The organism is Sphingopyxis sp. EG6 (assembly GCF_003609815.1).
GTDB lineage: Bacteria > Pseudomonadota > Alphaproteobacteria > Sphingomonadales > Sphingomonadaceae > Sphingopyxis.
The window spans coordinates 1,814,634-1,834,415 of sequence record NZ_AP017603.1 but is presented as its reverse complement, the minus strand read 5'-3'; the positions used below and the strand labels follow the sequence as shown (position 1 = coordinate 1,834,415).

18 protein-coding genes are annotated in these 19,782 nt (G+C 65.1%); 9 read left to right on the top strand and 9 right to left on the bottom strand.

From position 1 onward, the window contains the following. Positions 1 to 36: 36 nt before the first annotated feature. From SPYCW_RS09015 to hemA, 3 genes are read right to left on the bottom strand one after another with little or no spacing between them, the layout of a single operon-like run. Entirely contained in the window at positions 37 to 726 is a 690-nt protein-coding gene (locus SPYCW_RS09015) for a nitroreductase (RefSeq protein WP_120216508.1), read from the bottom strand. Then, positions 723 to 1,193 (bottom strand): SF0329 family protein, encoded by a 471-nt coding sequence (locus tag SPYCW_RS09010; RefSeq protein WP_120216507.1) that lies wholly within the window; start codon positions 1,191 to 1,193, stop codon positions 723 to 725. The genes SPYCW_RS09015 and SPYCW_RS09010 overlap by 4 nt, the downstream gene beginning before the upstream one ends. Before the next feature lies 1 nt (position 1,194). Then, entirely contained in the window at positions 1,195 to 2,409 is a 1,215-nt protein-coding gene (hemA, locus tag SPYCW_RS09005; RefSeq protein WP_120216506.1) for a 5-aminolevulinate synthase, read from the bottom strand. A 198-nt stretch (positions 2,410 to 2,607) separates the two neighbouring features. Between hemA and SPYCW_RS09000 the strand changes: the two genes are divergently transcribed. After that, positions 2,608 to 3,135 carry a hypothetical protein gene (locus SPYCW_RS09000; RefSeq protein WP_145985968.1) on the top strand — a complete coding sequence of 176 codons (528 nt, stop codon included), beginning with the start codon at positions 2,608 to 2,610 and terminating at the stop codon, positions 3,133 to 3,135. Between the two features lie 4 nt (positions 3,136 to 3,139). Here the strand turns inward: SPYCW_RS09000 and murI are convergent, their stop codons facing one another. Beyond that, a complete protein-coding gene (gene murI / locus SPYCW_RS08995) occupies positions 3,140 to 3,943 on the bottom strand; it encodes a glutamate racemase (protein WP_120216504.1) in 804 nt (267 codons plus the stop codon). Positions 3,944 to 4,177: 234 nt separating this feature from the next. Between murI and plsY the strand changes: the two genes are divergently transcribed. Further along, the gene (gene plsY, locus SPYCW_RS08990) at positions 4,178 to 4,783 is read left to right on the top strand and encodes a glycerol-3-phosphate 1-O-acyltransferase PlsY (RefSeq protein ID WP_120216503.1); all 606 of its coding nucleotides are present in this window, start codon (positions 4,178 to 4,180) and stop codon (positions 4,781 to 4,783) included. Then, the gene (gene dprA / locus SPYCW_RS08985) at positions 4,780 to 5,877 is read left to right on the top strand and encodes a DNA-processing protein DprA (protein WP_172595464.1); all 1,098 of its coding nucleotides are present in this window, start codon (positions 4,780 to 4,782) and stop codon (positions 5,875 to 5,877) included. The genes plsY and dprA overlap by 4 nt, the downstream gene beginning before the upstream one ends. 9 nt (positions 5,878 to 5,886) lie before the next feature. Here the strand turns inward: dprA and SPYCW_RS08980 are convergent, their stop codons facing one another. Continuing rightward, positions 5,887 to 6,867, bottom strand: a complete 981-nt coding sequence (locus SPYCW_RS08980) for a 2OG-Fe(II) oxygenase (RefSeq protein ID WP_120216502.1) — start codon at positions 6,865 to 6,867, stop codon at positions 5,887 to 5,889. Positions 6,868 to 7,015: 148 nt separating this feature from the next. Between SPYCW_RS08980 and SPYCW_RS08975 the strand changes: the two genes are divergently transcribed. From SPYCW_RS08975 to SPYCW_RS08960, 4 genes are all read left to right on the top strand, one after another. Further along, a complete protein-coding gene (locus SPYCW_RS08975; RefSeq protein ID WP_232014895.1) occupies positions 7,016 to 8,653 on the top strand; it encodes a vWA domain-containing protein in 1,638 nt (545 codons plus the stop codon). Positions 8,654 to 8,783: 130 nt separating this feature from the next. After that, a complete protein-coding gene (locus tag SPYCW_RS08970; RefSeq protein WP_120216501.1) occupies positions 8,784 to 9,776 on the top strand; it encodes a hypothetical protein in 993 nt (330 codons plus the stop codon). Between the two features lie 98 nt (positions 9,777 to 9,874). After that, the gene (gene topA / locus SPYCW_RS08965) at positions 9,875 to 12,430 is read left to right on the top strand and encodes a type I DNA topoisomerase (RefSeq protein ID WP_120216500.1); all 2,556 of its coding nucleotides are present in this window, start codon (positions 9,875 to 9,877) and stop codon (positions 12,428 to 12,430) included. A gap of 86 nt (positions 12,431 to 12,516) precedes the next feature. Then, positions 12,517 to 13,638, top strand: a complete 1,122-nt coding sequence (locus SPYCW_RS08960; protein ID WP_120216499.1) for a lipase family protein — start codon at positions 12,517 to 12,519, stop codon at positions 13,636 to 13,638. 5 nt (positions 13,639 to 13,643) lie between these two features. Here SPYCW_RS08960 and SPYCW_RS08955 read toward each other — a convergent pair whose 3' ends face one another. From SPYCW_RS08955 to lepB, 4 genes are read right to left on the bottom strand one after another with little or no spacing between them, the layout of a single operon-like run. After that, positions 13,644 to 14,084, bottom strand: coding sequence for a hypothetical protein (locus SPYCW_RS08955; RefSeq protein WP_145985967.1), 441 nt, complete (start codon positions 14,082 to 14,084; stop codon positions 13,644 to 13,646). Between the two features lie 10 nt (positions 14,085 to 14,094). Continuing rightward, complete coding sequence (gene era, locus SPYCW_RS08950) at positions 14,095 to 14,988, bottom strand: GTPase Era (RefSeq protein WP_120216497.1); 894 nt, start codon at positions 14,986 to 14,988, stop codon at positions 14,095 to 14,097. After that, a complete protein-coding gene (gene rnc, locus SPYCW_RS08945; RefSeq protein ID WP_120216496.1) occupies positions 14,985 to 15,665 on the bottom strand; it encodes a ribonuclease III in 681 nt (226 codons plus the stop codon). Before rnc ends, era begins: the two co-directional genes overlap by 4 nt. Continuing rightward, on the bottom strand, positions 15,662 to 16,480 hold the full coding sequence (lepB, locus tag SPYCW_RS08940; protein WP_120218204.1) for a signal peptidase I: 819 nt from the start codon (positions 16,478 to 16,480) through the stop codon (positions 15,662 to 15,664). The genes rnc and lepB overlap by 4 nt, the downstream gene beginning before the upstream one ends. Positions 16,481 to 16,747: 267 nt before the next feature. Here lepB and pgi point away from each other — a divergent pair, with 267 nt between their 5' ends. Together pgi and gor are read left to right on the top strand one after the other, a co-directional pair. Then, complete coding sequence (gene pgi / locus SPYCW_RS08935) at positions 16,748 to 18,253, top strand: glucose-6-phosphate isomerase (RefSeq protein WP_120218203.1); 1,506 nt, start codon at positions 16,748 to 16,750, stop codon at positions 18,251 to 18,253. A 110-nt stretch (positions 18,254 to 18,363) separates the two neighbouring features. Then, positions 18,364 to 19,710: a glutathione-disulfide reductase gene (gene gor, locus SPYCW_RS08930; RefSeq protein ID WP_120216495.1), complete on the top strand. Its 1,347-nt coding sequence runs from the start codon at positions 18,364 to 18,366 to the stop codon at positions 19,708 to 19,710. Positions 19,711 to 19,782 lie beyond the last annotated feature (72 nt).

Below are 19,782 nucleotides of genomic sequence, written 5' to 3'. Positions count from 1 at the left end.
CATCCCTCCCGGGACGGGCCGCATTGCCGGCGATTGTCAGTCGTCGAACCCCACGAACCGCGCTGCATCCGCGACGCTCTTGCGGTTCGACACCACGGCATTGGCGGGAAAATCGTCGTCGGGCCAGCCCATCGCGACGCAGATCATGATGACCTGATCGTCGGGAATCTGCGCATGCTCGCGCACCACCGGCGACTGCATGATGCCTTGGCTGTTGATGACGCAGCCGAGCCCGCGCGACCAGGCGGCGTTAACCAGCGCGTTGGTGACCGCGCCGCAGTCGAAGGGTGCGATGTCGCTGCCGAGCAGGACGCGGTCGTAAGTGACGACGATGCTGACTGGCGCGTCGAACTGGCGAAAACCCCGCAGCACCCAGTCCTGGCGTCCCGCCTTGTCGTCGCGGTCGATGCCCATCGCACCGAACAATTGTTTGGCGACTTCGATCTGGCGACCGCGATGTTCGTCGGGGACGACGTTGAAAGTCCGAAATTCGCGGCTGTCGGGCTTGCCCGCCAAAATGCCTTCGGTGTTGCCACGGCGGATCGCGTCGAGCGGCGCGCCGGTGACGACCGAGAAGTTCCAGCACTGGTTGTTGTAGGACGAAGGCGCGCGCATCGCGACCTCAATGATCTCGGCGATCAGTGCCTTCGGGACGGGCTTGTCGAGAAAGCCGCGGATCGAACGGCGTCCGACGACGATCTCGTCATAGGTCGGCGCGCCCGTCACGCGGCGTCGCGCCGATCGAAGCCCAAGATGGTTCGGCGGAGTTCCAATATATGAGCAGGCAGCCGGTGCAGCATGGTGGCATTGAGTTGCGCGAGGCGCCGCTTGCCGATGCGGGCGTCGGCGATGGCGAGCGACTGGATCAACGGATCTTCGTCGTTCAGCGCCTGTTCGATCGAGAGCTCATGCACGAATGCCCAGCAGGCCTGATAGGCATCCTGACGGCTCAGCTCGCCGAAATCGGCGAACTGGTGCCGGTACATGGCGTTTTGCTTAGCCGCCGAGGTGTCCATGCCGCTCGCGATGAAATGCGCGCGTGTACAAAAATTCGCGATAACGTCGCCGTCGAACGTCAGCCATGCGTGGCCGCAACTACAATTGCCATAAGCGGCGCTATGGATGTCGAGCCGTTTCCGCAGTTCGGGCGCGAACCGTTCGATCACTACTGCACGGAGACCGCTCCACCGCAAATTACGCGGCCTTGCGCAGTTCGAGCCGGTCCCAGATTTCGACGAGCGCCTGCGTCAGCTCGCGCATCATCGCTTCGTCGTGCGCCGGACCCGGGGTGAAGCGCAGGCGTTCGGTGCCGCGCGGCACGGTCGGGAAATTGATCGGCTGTACATAGACGCCATATTCGGCGAGCAAGATGTCGCTGATCTTCTTCGCGCGCACCGGGTCGCCGACCATCAGCGGGACGATATGGGTGGTCGAATCCATCACCGGCAGGCCCGCGTCGCGGAAGCTCTGCTTCAGAAACGCTGCCGCGGCCTGCTGCGCGTCGCGTTCGACACTCGATTCTTTCAAGTGGCGGACACTGGCGAGCACCCCGGCGACGAGCACCGGCGACAGGCTGGTCGTGAAGATGAAGCCCGGGGCGTAAGAGCGGATCACGTCGATGATATTCTTGTCGGCGGCGATATAGCCGCCCATCACGCCGAACGCCTTGCCCAGCGTGCCTTCGATGATCGTCACGCGGCTCGCGGCTTCGTCGCGGTCGGTGATGCCGCCGCCGCGCGGGCCGTACATGCCGACCGCATGGACTTCGTCGCAATAGGTCAGCGCATTATATTTGTCGGCGAGGTCGCAGATCGCGTGGATCGGGGCGACGTCGCCGTCCATCGAATAGACGCTTTCGAACGCGATCAGCTTGGCCGCGTCGGGATCGTCCTGCGCCAGCAGTTCTTCGAGATGCGCGAGGTCGTTGTGGCGCCACACCCGCTTTTCGCAGCCCGAATTGCGGATGCCCGCGATCATCGAGGCGTGGTTCAATTCGTCCGAATAGATGATGCAGTTGGGCAAGAGTTTGCCGAGCGTGCCGAGCGTCGCTTCGTTCGAGATATAGCCCGAGGTGAACAGCAGCGCGCCGTCCTTGCCGTGGAGGTCGGCGAGTTCGGCTTCGAGGTCGACGTGATAATGGGTGTTGCCGCCGATGTTGCGGGTGCCGCCCGAACCGGCGCCGACGTCGTGCAACGCCGCTTCCATCGCTTCGACGACCTTGGGGTGCTGGCCCATCGCGAGATAGTCGTTCGAACACCAGACGGTGATCGGCTTGGGTCCATTATGCCCGGCAAAGCAGCGCGCATTGGGAAAGGCGCCGCGGTTGCGCAGGATGTCGATAAAGACGCGGTAGCGTCCTTCTTCGTGCAGCCGGTCGATCGCGCGAGCGAAGATGTCGTTATAGTTCAAGGTCCGGCCCCGCAGTCAGGTTCCCGCGCCGCTCGTTCTGGGCGGCTATTAACAGGCGGGCCAATAACGGCGAATTGGGCCGAAATCCAGTGCAAACGATTCGCAAGTCATTGCGTCGATCACTGTGATCTATCGCACCGGTACATTGACGCCCGGCGGCTAAGGCGCGAACCGTAAGCTGCGCGAAGGAGCAAGATCATGATCCGTTTTCCGGTTGTTGTCATGGGGGTGCTTGCCGCCGCGATAGGGGTGTCCGCTCCCATCCCGGCGTCGACGCCGGCGCCGTTCGACGGCGCATGGATGTCCTGCGAGACCTATCGCGGGGCGGAAATCTGCTCGTACAAATTGCTCGCGCAGCGCGGGAACCGCTTGTGCGGCGTCCAGCGCTATTTTGCGACGAACGCCTATTATGAACAGAGGTTGGTTGGCACGGTGACGGGCGGCGTGGCGCAGATCGACAAGATCTGCGGCGACCCGGGATCGGATACGGACAGCTATTGTCCCGGTCGAGCGCCGCAAGATGCCGCCAAGGTGGGATGGGCTCCGTCGAAAGAACGACTGTTCCAGTGCCGCGGTCGATTGTTCAGCACGTCGAGCGATGCGCCGCCCAGTTGTCGGGGTGTGACGCGCGACATGGGCATCCCGCGCGTCCGCAGCCTGGGCGGACAAGGGCCGCAGCCCGAGGATCGCACCTGGCTCGCGGCGTGCGCCGCGGGGCGCGAGTGACGCGTCAGATCGTTTCGATCCGGTCGATGCCATAGGGCGCGAGCGTGGCGAGCGGCGGCGGTGGCCGGTCGATGCTGCGCGTGAAGACCGCGACCCCGGGCGTGGGGAAGGGGGGCCAGGACTGGCCCTGCGTCAAAGCGGCGATCCGCCGCGCGATGCCGTCGGCGCCATCGATCAGGGTCACGGTGGGACCGGCCGCCGCCTGAAGCTCATCCGCGAGCAGCGGAAAATGGGTGCAGGCGAGGACAATCACGTCGATCGCATCGCCGCCCGCTTGATCGCTGAGCCCCGCAATGGCGCGCGCGATGACGGCGGGATCGACGGGTTCGCCGCGCAGCTTGGCCTCCGCGCCGGTGACCAGCCCGGGACTGCCGTGGCGCAGCACCGTTTTGCCGCCCGCAAAGCGCGCGCTGAGGTCATCGACATAGGGCTGGCGGACCGTCGCTTCGGTGCCGAGAACTCCGATGACCCCGGTCTTCGAGAGAGTCGCGGCGGGCTTGATCGCGGGTACCGTCCCGACGATTGGCAGGTCGAGCGCGGCGCGGACATGGGCGAGCGCGATCGTCGAGGCGGTGTTGCACGCGATGACCGCAAGCCGGGGCTGGTAGCGTTCGACAAGCCGCCCGAGCAGCGCCGGGACGCGCGCCGCGAGTTCGGCTTCGCTTTTCTGGCCATAGGGCAACCCGGCATAATCGGCGGCATAGACGATCGGCGCGGTCGGCAGCAGCGCCCTCGTCGGGCCGAGGACGGTGAGGCCGCCAAGGCCGGAGTCGAAGAACAGGATCGGGGCATCGGGGGCGGGGTTCATGCGCGGCGATTAGCAGCGGGGCGGTTGACGCTCAATCTGTTCCGGCCTTCCGTTTCTCGTCATCCCGGCGAAGGCCGGGATCTCGCCGTTGCGTCAGGTTGAAGCGGCGAGATCCCGGCCTTCGCCGGGATGACGAAGTTTGATGTTTGTCCAATATGGCGACGACCGCATCCTAATCCGTTGCTTGCGTGCGCCAACTTCGCCACAACCCTCGCGAACGTAGCGAGGAACACCATGACCAATTTGCTGCTGATCGCCATGGGCTATCTGCTCGGGTCGATCCCTTTCGGAGTCATCCTGACCCGTCTGTTCGGGGCAGGCGATCTGCGTCAGATCGGGTCGGGCAATATCGGGGCGACCAATGTGCTGCGCACCGGGCGCAAGGGGCTGGCGGCGGCGACCCTGATCCTCGATGGCGCGAAGGGCGCGGTAGCGGTGCTGCTGGCACGGCATTTCGTGCCGGAGCTTGGCGATCAGGCGGCGATGATTGCGGGCGCGGCGGCGATGATCGGCCATTGCTATCCGCTGTGGCTCAAGTTTCGCGGCGGCAAGGGGGTCGCGACATTGCTGGGCCTTGCGCTCGCGCTGGCTTGGCCGATCGGGCTTGTCTTTGCCGCGGTATGGATTGGCGCGGTCCTGTTGCTGCGCATCTCCTCGCTCGGCGGGATGCTCGGGGCGGTGGCTGCGCCGCTTGCCGCGATCGCGCTGGGGTATCCGGTTTACGCGATCGGTCTGGCGGGACTCGCGGTCATCGTGCTGTGGCGGCACCGCGAGAATATCGCGCGGCTGCGCGCCGGGACCGAACCCAGGATCGGCGCGAAGAAAGACGCCGCCGCGTGACCCCTGCGGAGCGGCTGGCGCGGTTGCGGTTGATCCGCACGCCGCATGTCGGCCCGGTCAGCTGGCACCAGTTGATGCAGCGGTTCGGATCGGGCGAGGCGGCGCTCGATGCGCTGCCCGAACTGGTCCTGCGCGGCGGGGCAGGAAAGGCGCGGATCGCGACGATCGAGGTTGCCGAGCGTGAATTTGCGCGCGTCGCCGACCTCGGCGCGCGGCATATTTTCAGCGACGAGCCCGAATATTCATCGCAGCTGCGCGAAGTCGAGGGCGCGCCGCCGGTGATCGTCGTGCGCGGCGACACGGCGATGTTGCAGCGCCCATGCGTCGCGATCGTCGGCGCACGCAACGCTTCGGCGATCGCGTGCCGTTTCGCCCGCCAACTCGCCGCCGACCTTGTGGCGCGCGATGTCACCGTGGTCAGCGGGCTGGCGCGCGGGGTCGATACCGCCGCGCATATTGGCGCGCTCGGTGGAGCGACGGTGGGGGTGATCGCGAGCGGGATCGACATCGCCTTTCCGCCCGAAAATGCCGCGCTGCAGGAAAAGATTGCGACCGACCAGTTGCTGATCGCCGAACAGCCGCCGGGCAGCGAGCCGTTGGCGCGGCATTTCCCGTCGCGCAACCGCATCATCGCCGGGCTGGCGCATGGCACGGTGGTGATTGAGGCGGCGCCGCGGTCGGGATCGCTGATCACGGCGCGGCGGGCGGGGGATTATGGGCGCGAGGTCATGGCGGTGCCGGGGTCGCCGCTCGACCCGCGCGCGCAGGGCTGCAACCTGCTGATCCGCGAAGGTGCCACGCTGATCCAGACGGTCGAGGACGTGCTCGAGGCGATCGGGCCGATCGACAGGCGGATGGTGCGTGAACCGGCATCAGCGCCGGTCATGCCCCCGATGCACGTCGACGCCGCGGGATCGCTCCGCGACAACGACCGGCATAGCGTCGTCGACCTGCTCGGCCCGACGCCGGTCGCGGTGGACGAAATCATCCGCCTGTCGGGACGTCCCGCGCCGGCGGTGCAGCTGGTCCTGCTCGAACTCGAACTGGCGGGACGGATCGAGCGCCATGCCGGCGCGCGGATCAGTACCGTCTGATCGACTGGCTCAGGGGACGAAGCGGCGTTCGCGGATCCAGCGCGATGCGATATATTTTGTCCCGTTGACGACGGGCATGCCGCAATGTTCCGATGCGGGATCGACTGCCCCATCGGGCAGGGTGTTGCGGAACAACAGCAGGTCGCCTTTGCGCGCTTTGAACTTCAGCGACGTCTTCACGAAATTGGTCTCGCCGCCCTTGTAATCGTGATTGAGATAGATGAGCGCGGTCAGCACCCGCTGATTGTCGAGCTGCGGGTTGAAATCGAAATGCGACCGATATTGCTGGCCCGGGCGATAGCGCAGCAATTGCAGCGCCTCGCCGCAGTCCGCGTCGCTTTGGGCAACCGCTGCGATACGGCGGTTGATCGCATGGACCACCGGGTCTTCCAGCAACCATTGGATCGTGAACTCGTCGCTGTTGCGGATCGGGTCGAGTCGCGTTCCGCCGCGGCCGTCGTTGATCTGGGCCGGTCGATAGTTTTTGCCGCCGACGTCGAGCAGATAGGCGCATTCGGCGGCCGTGGCAAAACCGGGGTACCGCACGGCGTCGGGCGCTTCCGCCAGCCGTTCGGGCTTGCGGCAGACTTCGGGATCGCCCGACGCGGTCAGCGCCATTTTTTTGAGCAATTCGATCTGCAGCTTGCGGCGCGGATCGATCGCGACTTCGCCGGCCATGCGGGCAATCGCGGCGGGCCAGTCGCGCGGCCCCGCGATGCCGCTCGCCAGCAAATTTGTGCTGAGGATCCGGGCCGGGCCATGCCCGGCCTTCGCGGCTAGATCGAACTGAACGCGCGCCGCGACCGGGTCCGATGCTATGGCGCCGCCGCTCCACAGGTTGCGGGCAAGGACGAACAAGGCGTCGGGCTGGCCTTGCGCGGCCAGCTGGCGGATCAGCAGCATCGCCTCTTCCGCGCGTCCGGCATTGGCCAGCGCTTCGGCGCGCGCCATCATCGGATGTGGTTGGTGAGGATTGAACTGCGACGCCATGCGCCGCTCCTTAGCGCAGGCCGATGCGCGATGACAATGTGATCGCGGGCATAGTCGGTTCGGCGCAATTCACCCATGGTTCACCGCAGCGGTCGCAATCAAAGTGCGGGTTCGCATCAACCGTATTGGCGAGGGCCGGGGAGCGTTCATGAAAAGCAAGTTTCTGACATCGGCGACATTGTTCGCGGTGCTGACGACGGGTGCCGGTCCGGTGCCGATAGCGGCGACCCAGGCGCGGGAAGCGCCGGGGCAGGGTTTCTGCCGCACCGCCGATCCGTTGCCGCGCCTCGATCCCGAGGTTCAGCCGCAGCAGCAGTCCAGCAACAGCGTCAAGACGAAGGGCGGGAGCAAGCGCGATCGTGCGGTCGTCACGGCGTCCGAACCGATGCCGCCGCCACCCCCGCCACCACCACCTCCTCCGCCGCCGCCGCCACTTATGGCACCGCCCGCGCCCTCCTATGTCGATGCCGGAGAGGTTTCGGAGGTCGTCGTCACCGGTTCGCGCGTAGCGTCGCCCGCGCTCGATTCGCCGAGCCCGGTGACGAGCATCGGCGCCGAAGAAATGAGCGCCGAACGATCGGCCGCCCCGCCGGTGCCGGGTTCGGTGGGCGACGCGCGGATCGCCCTGCCGCATCCGCCGCGCCCCTATCCACGGCCGCAGCCGCAGGCGGGCATTTTGACCGCGGGCGAGCATGACGATCTGCTCAACCCCGAACTCTACGCCGCCTATGTCGGCCGCAGCGGCGATCTGGGGCAAGAGGTGCAGAGCCTGCCGCGCGTCGACACGACGCGTGTGGTCACGGTGAAGGTCAACGACCGGAGCGGCCAGCCGATCCCCTTTGCCGATGTCATCGTGACGTGCAGCGACGGCAACAGCATCACCATGGCAACGCAAGCCGATGGCAACGCGGTGTTCTTCCCGGGCCTCGACCGGCTGAGCGAGCGGATCACCGTGACCGCGCGCAAGGCGGGGCGCACCATCGCCGACGTGCGGCCAGTGCTCGTCGCCAACGCGGCGGGAGGCCAGCTCGTCGGACTGACCGCCAATCAGGCCGCGACGAAGGTGAGCAAGCTCGACCTGATGCTGGTCGTCGACACGACGGGCAGCATGGGCGACGAGATCAATTATCTGCAGTCCGAACTGCGATCGATCATCAGTGCGATCACCGCCAAGCATCGCGATCTGGATATTCGCATCGGTTTTGTCTTCTACCGCGACCTGGGCGACGAATATGTCACGCGCACGGTCGTTTTCGACCGCGACGTCGGGCGGGTACAGGGCACCCTTGCGCGGCAGAATGCGAACGGTGGCGGCGATTATCCCGAAGCGATGGATCAGGCGCTGATCCGCGCGGTCGGGCAGGAGTGGCGCGCCGACGCGGTCAAGTCGCTGCTGCTCGTCGCCGATGCGCCGCCGCACGACCAGTTGTTCGGGCGGACGTGGCAGGCGGCGGAAGCCGCGCGCGCCAAGCGCATCCACATCACGCCGGTTGCCGCATCGGGCGTCGCCGACAAGGCCGAATATGCGATGCGCGCGATGGCCGCGGCGACGCAATCGCGATACCTGTTCCTGACCGACGATAGCGGCGTCGGCAATCCGCACGCGCCGCCGGCGATCGACTGCTATCTGGTGACCAGGCTCGACGCGCTGGTTCGCCGCGTGATCGACAGCCAGATCAGCGGCCGCCGGATCGAGCCCGAGGATCAGGAGATCATCCGCAGCGTCGGCAAATATGACGCGGGCAAATGTATCCTGCCCGCCGATTTCAAGTGGCAGAACGGGTGACGGCGTGACGTCACAAGCTTGACATGCCCCCCGCATCTGGCCGATGCGGGGGCCGTGGGTTGCTTCGATAACTCCCTTTTCCGGTCGGGTGGGTCGACCGGCGGGGTGGGGAGTCGGAGGGGGAATACCCATGAGGAAGTTATTCGCGGGCATCGCGATGGCCGTAATGATCGCGCAGCCCATCACCATTGCCGCAAAAGAAAAGGAACCGGTCAAGATTTCCGGCCCGTCGAACGCCAAGGGCGTGACGACGGTCGCGATCGGTGCGTTCAACGTCGGCTTCATCTTTGAATCGATCGACCGCACCGCGGCTTCGGGCGGATTGATGGGGGCGTTCGGGGGGACGACCAAGGCGAAGAGCGAACTGGTCGGGGTTACGCCGGAAATGATGCAGGCAATCACCGACGCTGCCTATGCCGATTTCGTATCGCAGCTGACCGCGGGCGGCTATGCGGTTCAGACGGCCGGCGATCTGTTTGCTCATCCGGCGCTCGCAAAGACCAAATCGCAGGCGGCGCCGCTCGACATCAACCTGGCGCTGGAAAAGGGAAGTAAGGGCAAGGCGACCTATTTCAAACCGTCGGCGTTGCCGTCGCTGCTGATGATCCCCGGTGATTTCATGGGCAGCGGGATGAGCAGCATGGGGATCAACATGGCGGCGGGGCAGGCCGGTATGGCGCTGAACAATTATGCGCGCGAAAGCGGCGTCGGCGTGATCGACGTCGTCTATCTGATCGATTTTTCGCAGCAGAAGCGACCGGGCGCCTTCAGCTTCGGCGGGCTGCAGGTGAACAGCGCCTTGTCGGTCAGCGCCGATTATTCGCGCATGACGCTGATCACCCCTGCGGGCAAGCAGGCGGTCATCACGGTGAAGGCGCCGGTCGCCGTCGAGGGCGAGTTCGTCGAAAAGAATGACGCGACGAGCGGCACCGACAAGGCGCTGCAGTCGGGAGCGAATGTCGCTGGTGGCCTTGCCGCCGTCGCGGGCTTTGGTGGGCTGCGCTTCGGCAAGACGCGCAAGTTCGAATTCACCGCCAAGCCGGGGAATTACGAAGAGGGGGCAGCGAAGGCGGCGAGCCTTGCCAGTCAAATGCTGATCGGTCGGCTCAGCGCGCTGCGTTGACCCCGCGGCGGGCGCTTCTTAAATCCGCTTGACGGAGGGCCGGAGCGCCCGCCACCCTCGCGCGTGTACGTGAGAGTAATCGGGGAACGAATTTTTCCATGCAATTGGTAATTGTGGAATCGCCCGCCAAGGCGAAGACGATCGAGAAATATCTGGGGCGCGATTTCAAGGTGCTGGCCAGCTATGGCCATGTGCGCGACCTGCCGCCCAAGGACGGATCGGTCGATCCCGACGACGGCTTTGCGATGCAGTGGCAACTTTATCCCGACAAGACGAAGCGGATGAAGGAAATCCAGGACGCCGCGAAGGGCGCCGATCGACTGATCCTCGCGACCGACCCTGACCGCGAGGGCGAGGCGATCAGCTGGCATGTTCAGGAATTGCTGCGCAGCAAAAAGGCGTTGCCCGCGGCGGTCGATCGCGTGACGTTCAATGCGATCACCAAGCAGGCGGTAACCGATGCGATGGCGCATCCGCGCGAGCTCGATACAGACCTGATCGACGCCTATCGCGCGCGCCGCGCGCTCGACTATCTCGTTGGCTTCACCCTGTCGCCGGTGCTGTGGCGCAAGCTGCCGGGCGCCAAATCGGCGGGGCGCGTCCAGTCGGTTGCGTTACGGCTGGTGGTCGAACGCGAGCGCGAGATCGAGGCCTTTGTTGCGCAGCAATATTGGTCGGTCACGGGCCTGTTCGAAATGGGCGGCACGCCGTTCAAGGCGCGGCTGTCGCGGTGGAAGGGCGACAAGATCGAGCGGCTGTCGATCACGAACGAGGCCGATGCCCGCGCCGCCGAAGCCGATGTGAAGGCGGGGCATTTCACCGTCGATACGGTCGAGACCAAACCGCTCACCCGCAACCCACCGCCGCCTTTCACGACATCGACCCTGCAACAGGAAGCGGCGCGCAAGCTCGGCTTCTCGGCGAGCCATACGATGCGGATCGCGCAGGCGCTCTACGAGGATGGCGCGATCACCTATATGCGGACCGACGGCGTCCAGATGGACGGCAGCGCGATCAGCGCCGCGCGCAAGGCCATCGCGACGCGCTATGACGGCGGCTATGTCCCCGACCAACCGCGCCAGTACCAGACCAAGGCGAAGAATGCGCAGGAAGCGCACGAGGCGATCCGGCCGACCGACTTTTCGAAGGACAAGGCGGGCAGCGGCGACCATGCGCGGCTATACGAGTTGATCTGGAAACGCGCGATGGCGAGCCAGATGGCGTCGGCGCGGCTCGAACGCACGAGCGTCGACCTTGCCGATGGCACCAGCAAGACGGTGATGCGCGCGACCGGCCAGGTCGTGAAATTCCCCGGCTTCCTTGCGCTCTATGACGAAAGCCGCGACGATGCCGGCGACGATGACGACGCGCGCCTGCTGCCCGCGATGGCGAAGGGCGATGCACCCGCGAAAACCGGCGTCGAGGTCGAGAGCCACGAGACGCAGCCGCCGCCGCGCTATTCCGAGGCAAGCCTCGTCAAGAAGATGGAGGAGCTCGGCATCGGGCGCCCGTCGACCTATGCGTCGATCCTGCAGGTGCTGAAGGACCGCGCCTATGTGACGGTCGAAAAGAATCGCTTCATTCCCGAAGAGAGCGGACGTTTGCTCACGGCGTTCCTCGAACGCTTCTTCGAACGCTATGTCGGCTATGATTTCACCGCGGGGCTTGAGGAAGAGCTCGACGACGTGTCGGGCGGCCGCGCGCAATGGCAGGCGGTACTCGAACGCTTCTGGCGCGATTTCAAGCCGCGCACCGGCGAGGTGATGGAGCAGAAACCGTCGGAGATCACCGCGGCGCTCGACGAATTCCTCGGCCCCTATCTCTTCCCCGACAAGGGCGATGGCAGCGACCCGCGGCTCTGCCCCAATTGCGGCACGGGCAAGCTGGCGCTGCGCGGCGGCAAGTTCGGGCCGTTCATCGCGTGCAGCAACTATCCCGACTGCAAATTCACCCGCAAATTCGCACAACCGGGCGGCAGCGATGCGGGCGATACCGGCCCCGAGACGCTCGGCACCGATCCCGACAGCGGGCTGGAAGTGACGAAGCGCAGCGGGCGTTTCGGCCCTTATATCCAGCTCGGCGACGGCAAGGAGGCGAAGCGTTCGTCGATCCCGAAGGACATCCCGGGCGAGGATTTCGATCTCGACTATGCGCTGCGGCTTTTGAGCCTGCCGCGCGAGGTCGGAGTGCATCCCGAAAGCGGCAAGCCGATCATGGCCGGGCTGGGACGCTATGGCCCCTATCTGCTCCACGACGGCAAATATGCCAAACTGACCGGCACCGCCGAAATCTTTGACATCGGGATGAACGCTGCGGTCGTCCGGATCGCCGAAGCCGCCGCGGGCGGCGGGCGCGGACGGACCAAGGCCGAACCGCTCAATACCTTCGGCCCGCATCCGACCAGCGGTGGCGAGATGAAGCTGATGGAAGGGCGCTTCGGTCCTTATGTGACCGACGGCACGACCAATGCGACGCTGCCCAAGACCTCCGACCCGGCGACGCTGACGCTCGAAGAGGCGATCGCGCTCATTGATGCGCGCGTCGCGAAGGGACCGGCGAAGGGCAAGAAAAAAGCAGCGCCGAAGAAGAAGGTTGCGGCCAAGAAGCCAGCGGCCAAAAAGGCGCCGGCCACGAAGAAGTCGGCTAAGGAATAGCCTTGATACAAAAACGTCATCCCGGCCTTCGCCGGGATGACGATTATACTCCGCTATTTTAGGCTGGCGCATCGGGAGGTGTTTCAATGCGCCATTTGCTTGCCGCCTTATCCGCCCTTTTCGCTTTGCTCGCCGTGCCTGCCAACGCGCAGCAGCCCGGCACGCTCATCGCCGCCGAGCCGATGGCCGACACACCGCCCGGCACCCAAGCGTGGCGTGTGCAATATTGGACCACGAACGGCAGTGGCCAGCGCCTGGCAGTCACCGGCGTCGTCGCGGCGCCGATGGAGGCGATCCCACCGCGCCCGCGCCGCGTCATCGCGTGGACCCACGGTGCATGGGGCGTCGCCGAAAGATGCGCGCCGTCGCTCAGCCCCAATTTCTTCGCCGCGACCGCCGGGATCGACGCCGTCCGCAGCGGTTATGTCGTCGTTGCGCCCGACTATATCGGGCTCGCCAGCCCGACGATGCACCCGTTCCTCGTCGGCCCGGAAACTGCCCAAGCGGTGCTCGACGGGGTGCGGGCGGCGCGTGCAATTCCGGGTGCCGCGGCGGGCAGCGATTTTGCCGTGTGGGGAGAATCGCAGGGTGGTCATGCTGCGCTGTGGACGGCAACCACGGCGCGCGCCTATGCGCCCGACCTGAACCTCATCGCGACCGCCGCCGCCGCGCCGCCCACCGACCTTGCCGCGAATCTGCGCGAAGCGGGCGACAAGAATGCGCGCGCGCTGCTGCTGTCGTTCGCGCTGCATAGCTGGTCGACGCTATATGGCTTTTCGATGGATGGCATCGCCAATCGGGCGAACCAGGGGATCATCAACCGACTGGCGCAGAATAATTGCGTCAGCCTCAACGCGAAGCCAAAGCTCGGCACGATCCTTGGCATCCTCACCGTCGCCCGCGCGACAAGAAACAAGGACATCGCGCGGATCGAACCCTTCGGCAGCTTCGCCCGCGCCAACAGCGTCGACGCCGCGCGCGTCCCCGGACCGCTACTGATCGCGCAGAGCAGCAAGGACACGATCGTCGCGCCGTCAGTGACGCGCAAATTCGCCAAGGCGGTTTGTCGGCGTGGGACCGGCATCCGCTGGATCGAAATGACCGGCGATCATGGCAGCAGCGCCAAAGACAGCACGCAGGAAACGATCGGCTGGATCACCTCGCGGTTTGACGGCAATCCAGCGCCGAACGATTGTCGGCGGATATAGTCTGGCTATTCGAAGGTTCGAGGATCGACGGCGTCTTTTCCGAACCAGGCGCGGGCGTCGGGGCGGAACAAGAACAGGATTGAAAGCGCCGTCAGCGCGGTGCTGACAAGCGAAATCGCGAGTGCCAGTCCCGTCGGCGACGTGGGATCGTTGAGCGACGTAAGCGTCGAAACCGCCCCAAATCCCATGACCACTACGAAGATCCATTTGGCGATATTGTTCGCCTTTCTGGCGACAAAATACCAGAGCAGGACGGATAGCGCGAAACCAATACCCAGCGCTACGCCGACAAAGATGACCGCCGACTCGACCATGGGCGCGACGGTCGGATCGCTTTTGAGCCCGTCGATCATCCCTGACCAATGAAGCGCCAAACTTCCAACGCCGAGCAGCATGGATGCCCAGAAACAGCGTTCGAAATTTATGATGGATGCCGGACGCGTCACTGTCTGCCTCTCAATCGACCCAATCCAACCCCATGTCGCGGTACACGCCGCGATCCTCGTCCCAGTTCGCCTTGACCTTCACATGCAGGAACAGGTGGACCTTGCGGCCCAACAGCTCGGAGAGCTCGGCACGCGCCTTGCTGCCGATTTCCTTGATTCGTTCGCCCTTGTGGCCAAGGATGATCGCGCGCTGATTGTCGCGCGCAACGAGGATTTGCTGGTGGATTTCGGCGCTGCCGTCGGGGCGCGTCGTAAATTTCTCGGTCTCGACGGTCGACTGGTACGGCAGTTCTTCGTGGAGCTGGCGATAGAGCTGCTCGCGCGTGATTTCGGCCGCCAGCATGCGTTCGGGGGCGTCGCTGACCTCGTCTTCGGGGAAATGCCACGGTCCCTCGGGCATCAGCGCCGCAAGATGCGCTTTCAGTTCGGGAACCCCGTCGCCGCTGCTGGCCGAGATGAAGAAGGTTTCGTCGAAGGCGACGCGGCTGTTCAGCTCGGTCGCGATCGTCAGCAATTTGTCCTTCCGCGCCAGATCGACCTTGTTCAGCACCAGATATTTCTTCTCGGGCCGGTTCGCGATGCCCTCCAGGACGCGCTCGACGCGGCCCGTCAGCTTGGCAGCGGCATCGACCATCACGAGGATCGCTTCGGCCTGCTCGAGGCTGCCCCACGCCGCGGCGACCATCGCGCGGTCGAGCCGCCGCGTCGGGGCAAAGATGCCCGGGGTGTCGATCAGCACGATCTGCGTGTCGCCTTCCATCGCGACGCCCATCAGCCGCGTGCGCGTCGTCTGCGCCTTGGGACTGACGATCGCCACCTTCTGGCCGACGAGCGCGTTGACGATCGTCGATTTGCCCGCATTCGGCGCGCCGACGACGGCGACAAATCCGCAGCGGTGGGTCATTTTTCCTGTCCTTCGAGTTCGGCAAGCAAGAGTGCCGCGGCGGCCTTTTCCGCCGCCTGTTTGCTGGCGCCTTCGGCCTCGGCGCGCGCGAGCTTGCCGATGCTGACCGCGACACGAAAGCGGGGGGCGTGGTCCGGGCCTTCGCGTGCGACGATTTCATATTCGGGCGGACGCCGCCGCCGGGCGAGCGCCCATTCCTGCAGCGCCGCCTTGGGATGCTTTGGCGCCGCCGCCTGCCCGTCGATCATCGCACCCCAATGGGCGATGACAAAGGCCCGCGCGGTATCGATGCCCTTGTCGAGATAAAGCGCGCCGATCAGCGCCTCGATCGCATCGGCGGCGATATTGTCGCTGTAGCGGCCGCCGTCATTACGGGCCTGCGCGCCGAAACGGATCAGCGCGGTGAGGTTCAGCCGCTGCGCGATCGCGGCGCAGGTTGCACCCGACGCCAGCACATGCAGCCGCGACGACATCTCGCCCTCGGTGGCGCTCGGAAAGCGCGTGTAAAGTTCGGACGCGATGACAAGCCCGAGCACGCGGTCGCCCAGAAACTCCAGCCGCTGGTAATCGGCGCGCCCGGTGCTGCCGTGCGTCAGCGCCAGTTCGTAGAGCGCCGGATCGTCCGGGGTGCTACCGAGGATTTCGGCCAGCGCCCCGCCATTCAGCGGGTCGTTCAAAAACCGTCCCCAATGCGGTCCCAGCGCGCGGCGGTGAACCAGCTGATCGGGTTAATCCAGCTCGCCGATCCGTCGGTCGAGAACATGCCGACCAGCGCCTTGCCGACCAGATTCTCCTCTGGCACCAGCCCGATACCCTGGTTTTCCATCGCCGGAAAACGGCTGTCGGCGCTGCGATCGCGGTTGTCGCCCATCATGAACAAATGACCTTCGGGGACAATGACCAGCGGTGTATTGTCTTCGGCGATCAGCGCGATGTCGAGGATCGCGTAGCTTTTGCCGCTCGGCAGCGTTTCGCGAAACTGCTTGTAGCGGCACTGGCGCTGGCCGTTGGCCCCGACTTCCTCGAATTCCATCGAATAACAGGGCAGCGTGCCCATCGCGCGCGACGCCTCGATCATGTTGGCCGTCACCGGAATCACAAAATCGGGCATGGCTTCGCGCTTCAGCGGCTTGCCGTTGAGCCAGACGATGCCGCCCTTTACCTGCACGCTGTCGCCGGGCAGGCCGATGACACGCTTGATATAATCATTCTGGGCGGTCGGCGGCGCCTTGAACACCGCCACGTCGCCGCGTTCGGGAGTGCGGGCGAATACCCGTCCAGGGATCAGCGGCACGCTGAACGGCAGGCTGTATTTCGAATAGCCATAGGCCATTTTGTTGACGAGCAGATAATCGCCGATCAGCAGCCGCGGCTGCATCGATTCCGAAGGAATATTGAAGGGCGACAGGAAAAAGCTGCGGAAAATCAGCACCGCAATCGCGAGCAGGGCCAGGAAACGGACGGTGTCGACCGCTTCCTCCTTGGCCGACACCGGTGCCGGGGCGGGCGCGGGCTCGGTCGGGGGCGTTACATCGGCGGTAAAGCTGGCATTGGTCATGTCGCGGCATTTGGCGGTGAATAGGTCTGCGTGCAAGCAAATATCGGCGGATCGTACTGGCGCGCGCGCGGCGGCGGACCTATGGAACGAGCCATTATTTTCCCGTTCGCATCGAGCGAAGTCGAGATGCCCATCGGCCTTGGGCGCCCTCGGTGTGTCTCGACTTCGCTCGACACGAACGGATGAGGGAGGATGTGGACGATGACAACCGCCGATCAAGCCTGGCAGGCACTCGCCGAATGGCAGCCGCAGAAACTGACCGGCCTGATCGCGTCCGATCCCGATACCCGGCTCCACGCGATGGTCCGCAGCGTGGCCAACATCCGGTTCGATTTCGCCAAGACGCATCTCGACGATGCTGCGGTCGCTATCCTGTCTGGCCTCGCCGCGGCGCAGGATTTCGGCGGGCGGCGCAAAACGCTGTTTTCGGGCGGCATCGCGAACCCCACCGAAAACCGCTCCGCCGAACATAGCGCCGAACGCGGCGACGGCGCGCCCGAATCCGTCCATCGCGCGCAGGCGCTTCACCAGCGGATGCGGATGATGATCGACGCGATCGAGGCGGGCGCGTTCGGCGAAATCCGCCACTTGCTCCACATCGGCATCGGCGGGTCGGCGCTCGGTCCCGACCTGCTCGTCGATGCGCTGGGGCGCCACAGCGACCGTTATGATGTCGCGGTGGTGTCGAACGTCGACGGCGCGGCGCTCGACGAAGCCTTTGCCAAATTCAGCCCCGAACATACGCTGGTCGCGGTTGCGTCCAAGACCTTCACGACCACCGAAACCTTGCTCAACGCCAATTCGGCGCTGCAATGGCTCGATGAAGCCGGGGTTGCCGACCCGCTCGGGCGCTTCATCGCGCTGACCGCGATGCCCGATCGCGCGATCGAATGGGGGATCGACGAAACGCGCATCCTGCCGTTCAGCGAGACAGTCGGCGGGCGCTATTCCTTATGGTCGTCGATCGGCTTCCCCGCGGCGCTCGCGCTCGGCTGGGATGCGTTCGAGGATCTGCTTGAGGGCGCGGCCGAGATGGACCGTCATTTCCGGCTGGCCGATGGCGCCGACAATGTCTGCCTGCTCGCCGCCTTCGTCGATCAGCTTTATGCCAACCGGCTGGGGTGCCAGACGCGCGCGGTGTTCGCCTATGACGAACGGTTGCGCCTGCTGCCTAGCTATCTGCAACAGCTGGAGATGGAATCCAACGGCAAGTCGGTGACGCTGGCGGGTGACGCGCTGGGTCGGCACAGCGCGCCGATCACCTGGGGCGGGGTCGGCACCGATGCGCAGCATGCGGTGTTCCAGCTCCTCCATCAGGGAACGAACCTTGTCCCGGTCGAATTCGTCGTCGCGCGCGAGCCCGATCATCTGCTCGACGAGGCGCATCATGAAACGCTCGTCGCCAATTGCATCGCGCAGGGCGCCGCGCTGATGACGGGGCGGGCCAGCGCCGATGGCGCGCGCCACTATCCCGGCGACCGGCCCTCGACGACGATCCTGCTCGATCAAGTGACCCCGCACGCGCTCGGCGCGCTGATCGCCTTTTACGAGCACCGCGTGTTTGCCAATGCGGTGCTGCTGGGGATCAACCCGTTCGACCAGTTCGGGGTCGAGCTCGGCAAGGAAATGGCGAAGGGGCTGGCCGAGGGTACCGTCGAATTCGACCCCGCGACACAGGCGCTGATGGCCGCCGCGCTGGGCGAATGAGGTCGCGCCACTATCTGTAATGGCAAAAATCGATTGGCATATGCGGCGCGCGTAACCACATAGGCGCGCGCTGCGAACGTCAGCCAAGCCAATTTTCGGGGATCTCCTTCATGAGCAATTTCGACTTCGACCTGTTTGTCATCGGCGCCGGGTCGGGCGGGGTTCGCGCCTCGCGTGTCGCCGCCTCGCATGGCGCGCGCGTCGCGGTGGCCGAAGAACATCGGGTCGGGGGCACGTGTGTGATCCGTGGCTGCGTGCCGAAAAAGCTGCTCGTCTATGGCGCCCATTTTGCCGAAGATCTGAAGGACGCGCGCCATTTCGGCTGGGACGTTCCCGACTGCAAGTTCGATTGGGACCGGCTGCGCGACAATGTGTTGAACGAGGTGACGCGGCTCGAAGGGCTTTACGGCCAGACGCTCGACAATCACAAGGTCACCCTGTTCAAATCGCGCGCAACGATCGTCGGGCCGCAGAAAGTCCGCCTGAGCGACGGGCAGGAAATCAGCGCCGAACGCATCCTGATCGCGACCGGCGGCTGGCCGTTCGTTCCCGAATTTCCGGGCAGCGAACATGCGATCACCTCGAACGAGGTCTTTCACCTGGAGAGCTTGCCCAAGCGCGTCGTGATCGCGGGCGGCGGCTACATCGCCAACGAGTTCGCCGGCATCTTCAACGAATTCGGCAGCAAGGTGACGATCGTCAACCGCGGCGACACGATCCTGCGCGGCTATGACGAGCAGATCCGCGACCGCCTGCTGCAAATCTCGATGACCAAGGGCATCGAATTCAAGTTCAACGCCCCGTTCGAATCGATCGAGAAGAAGGCCGACGGTTCGCTGACGGTCCACCTCGGCAATAGCGATCCGATCGACGCCGACATCGTGCTGTTTGCGGCAGGGCGCGTGCCCAACACCAAGGGGCTGGGGCTAGAGGAGGCCGGCGTCGAACTCGACCAGGCCGGCGCGATCAAGGTCGATGAAACGAACCAGTCGTCGGTACCCAGCATCTATGCGGTCGGCGACGTCACCAACCGCATCCAGCTGACCCCGGTCGCGATCCGCGAGGGGCAGGCCTTTGCCGACAGCGTGTTCGGCGGCAAGCCGACGGTCGTCGATTACGCCAATGTCCCGAGCGCGGTGTTCAGCCACCCGCCGATCGGCGCGGTGGGGATGACCGAGGCCGAGGCGCGCAACAAGCTCGGCACGGTTCGCGTGTATACCAGCGATTTCCGCGCGATGAAGAATGTGCTGGCGGGGCGCAACGAGCGCGCGCTGTACAAGATGGTGGTGAATGAGGCGACCGACCAGGTTGTCGGGCTGCACATGATCGGCCCGGACGCGCCGGAGATTTTGCAGGCGGCGGCGGTCGCGGTGAAGGCAGGGCTGACCAAGGCCGATTTCGACGCGACGGTGGCTTTGCATCCGAGCATGGCGGAAGAGTTGGTTTTGCTGAAGTAACGAATATCGTCGCCCCCGCGAAGGCGGGGGCCGCTGTCGGCCTTACCCTTCCGTGCTACGCAAGCTCTTCAA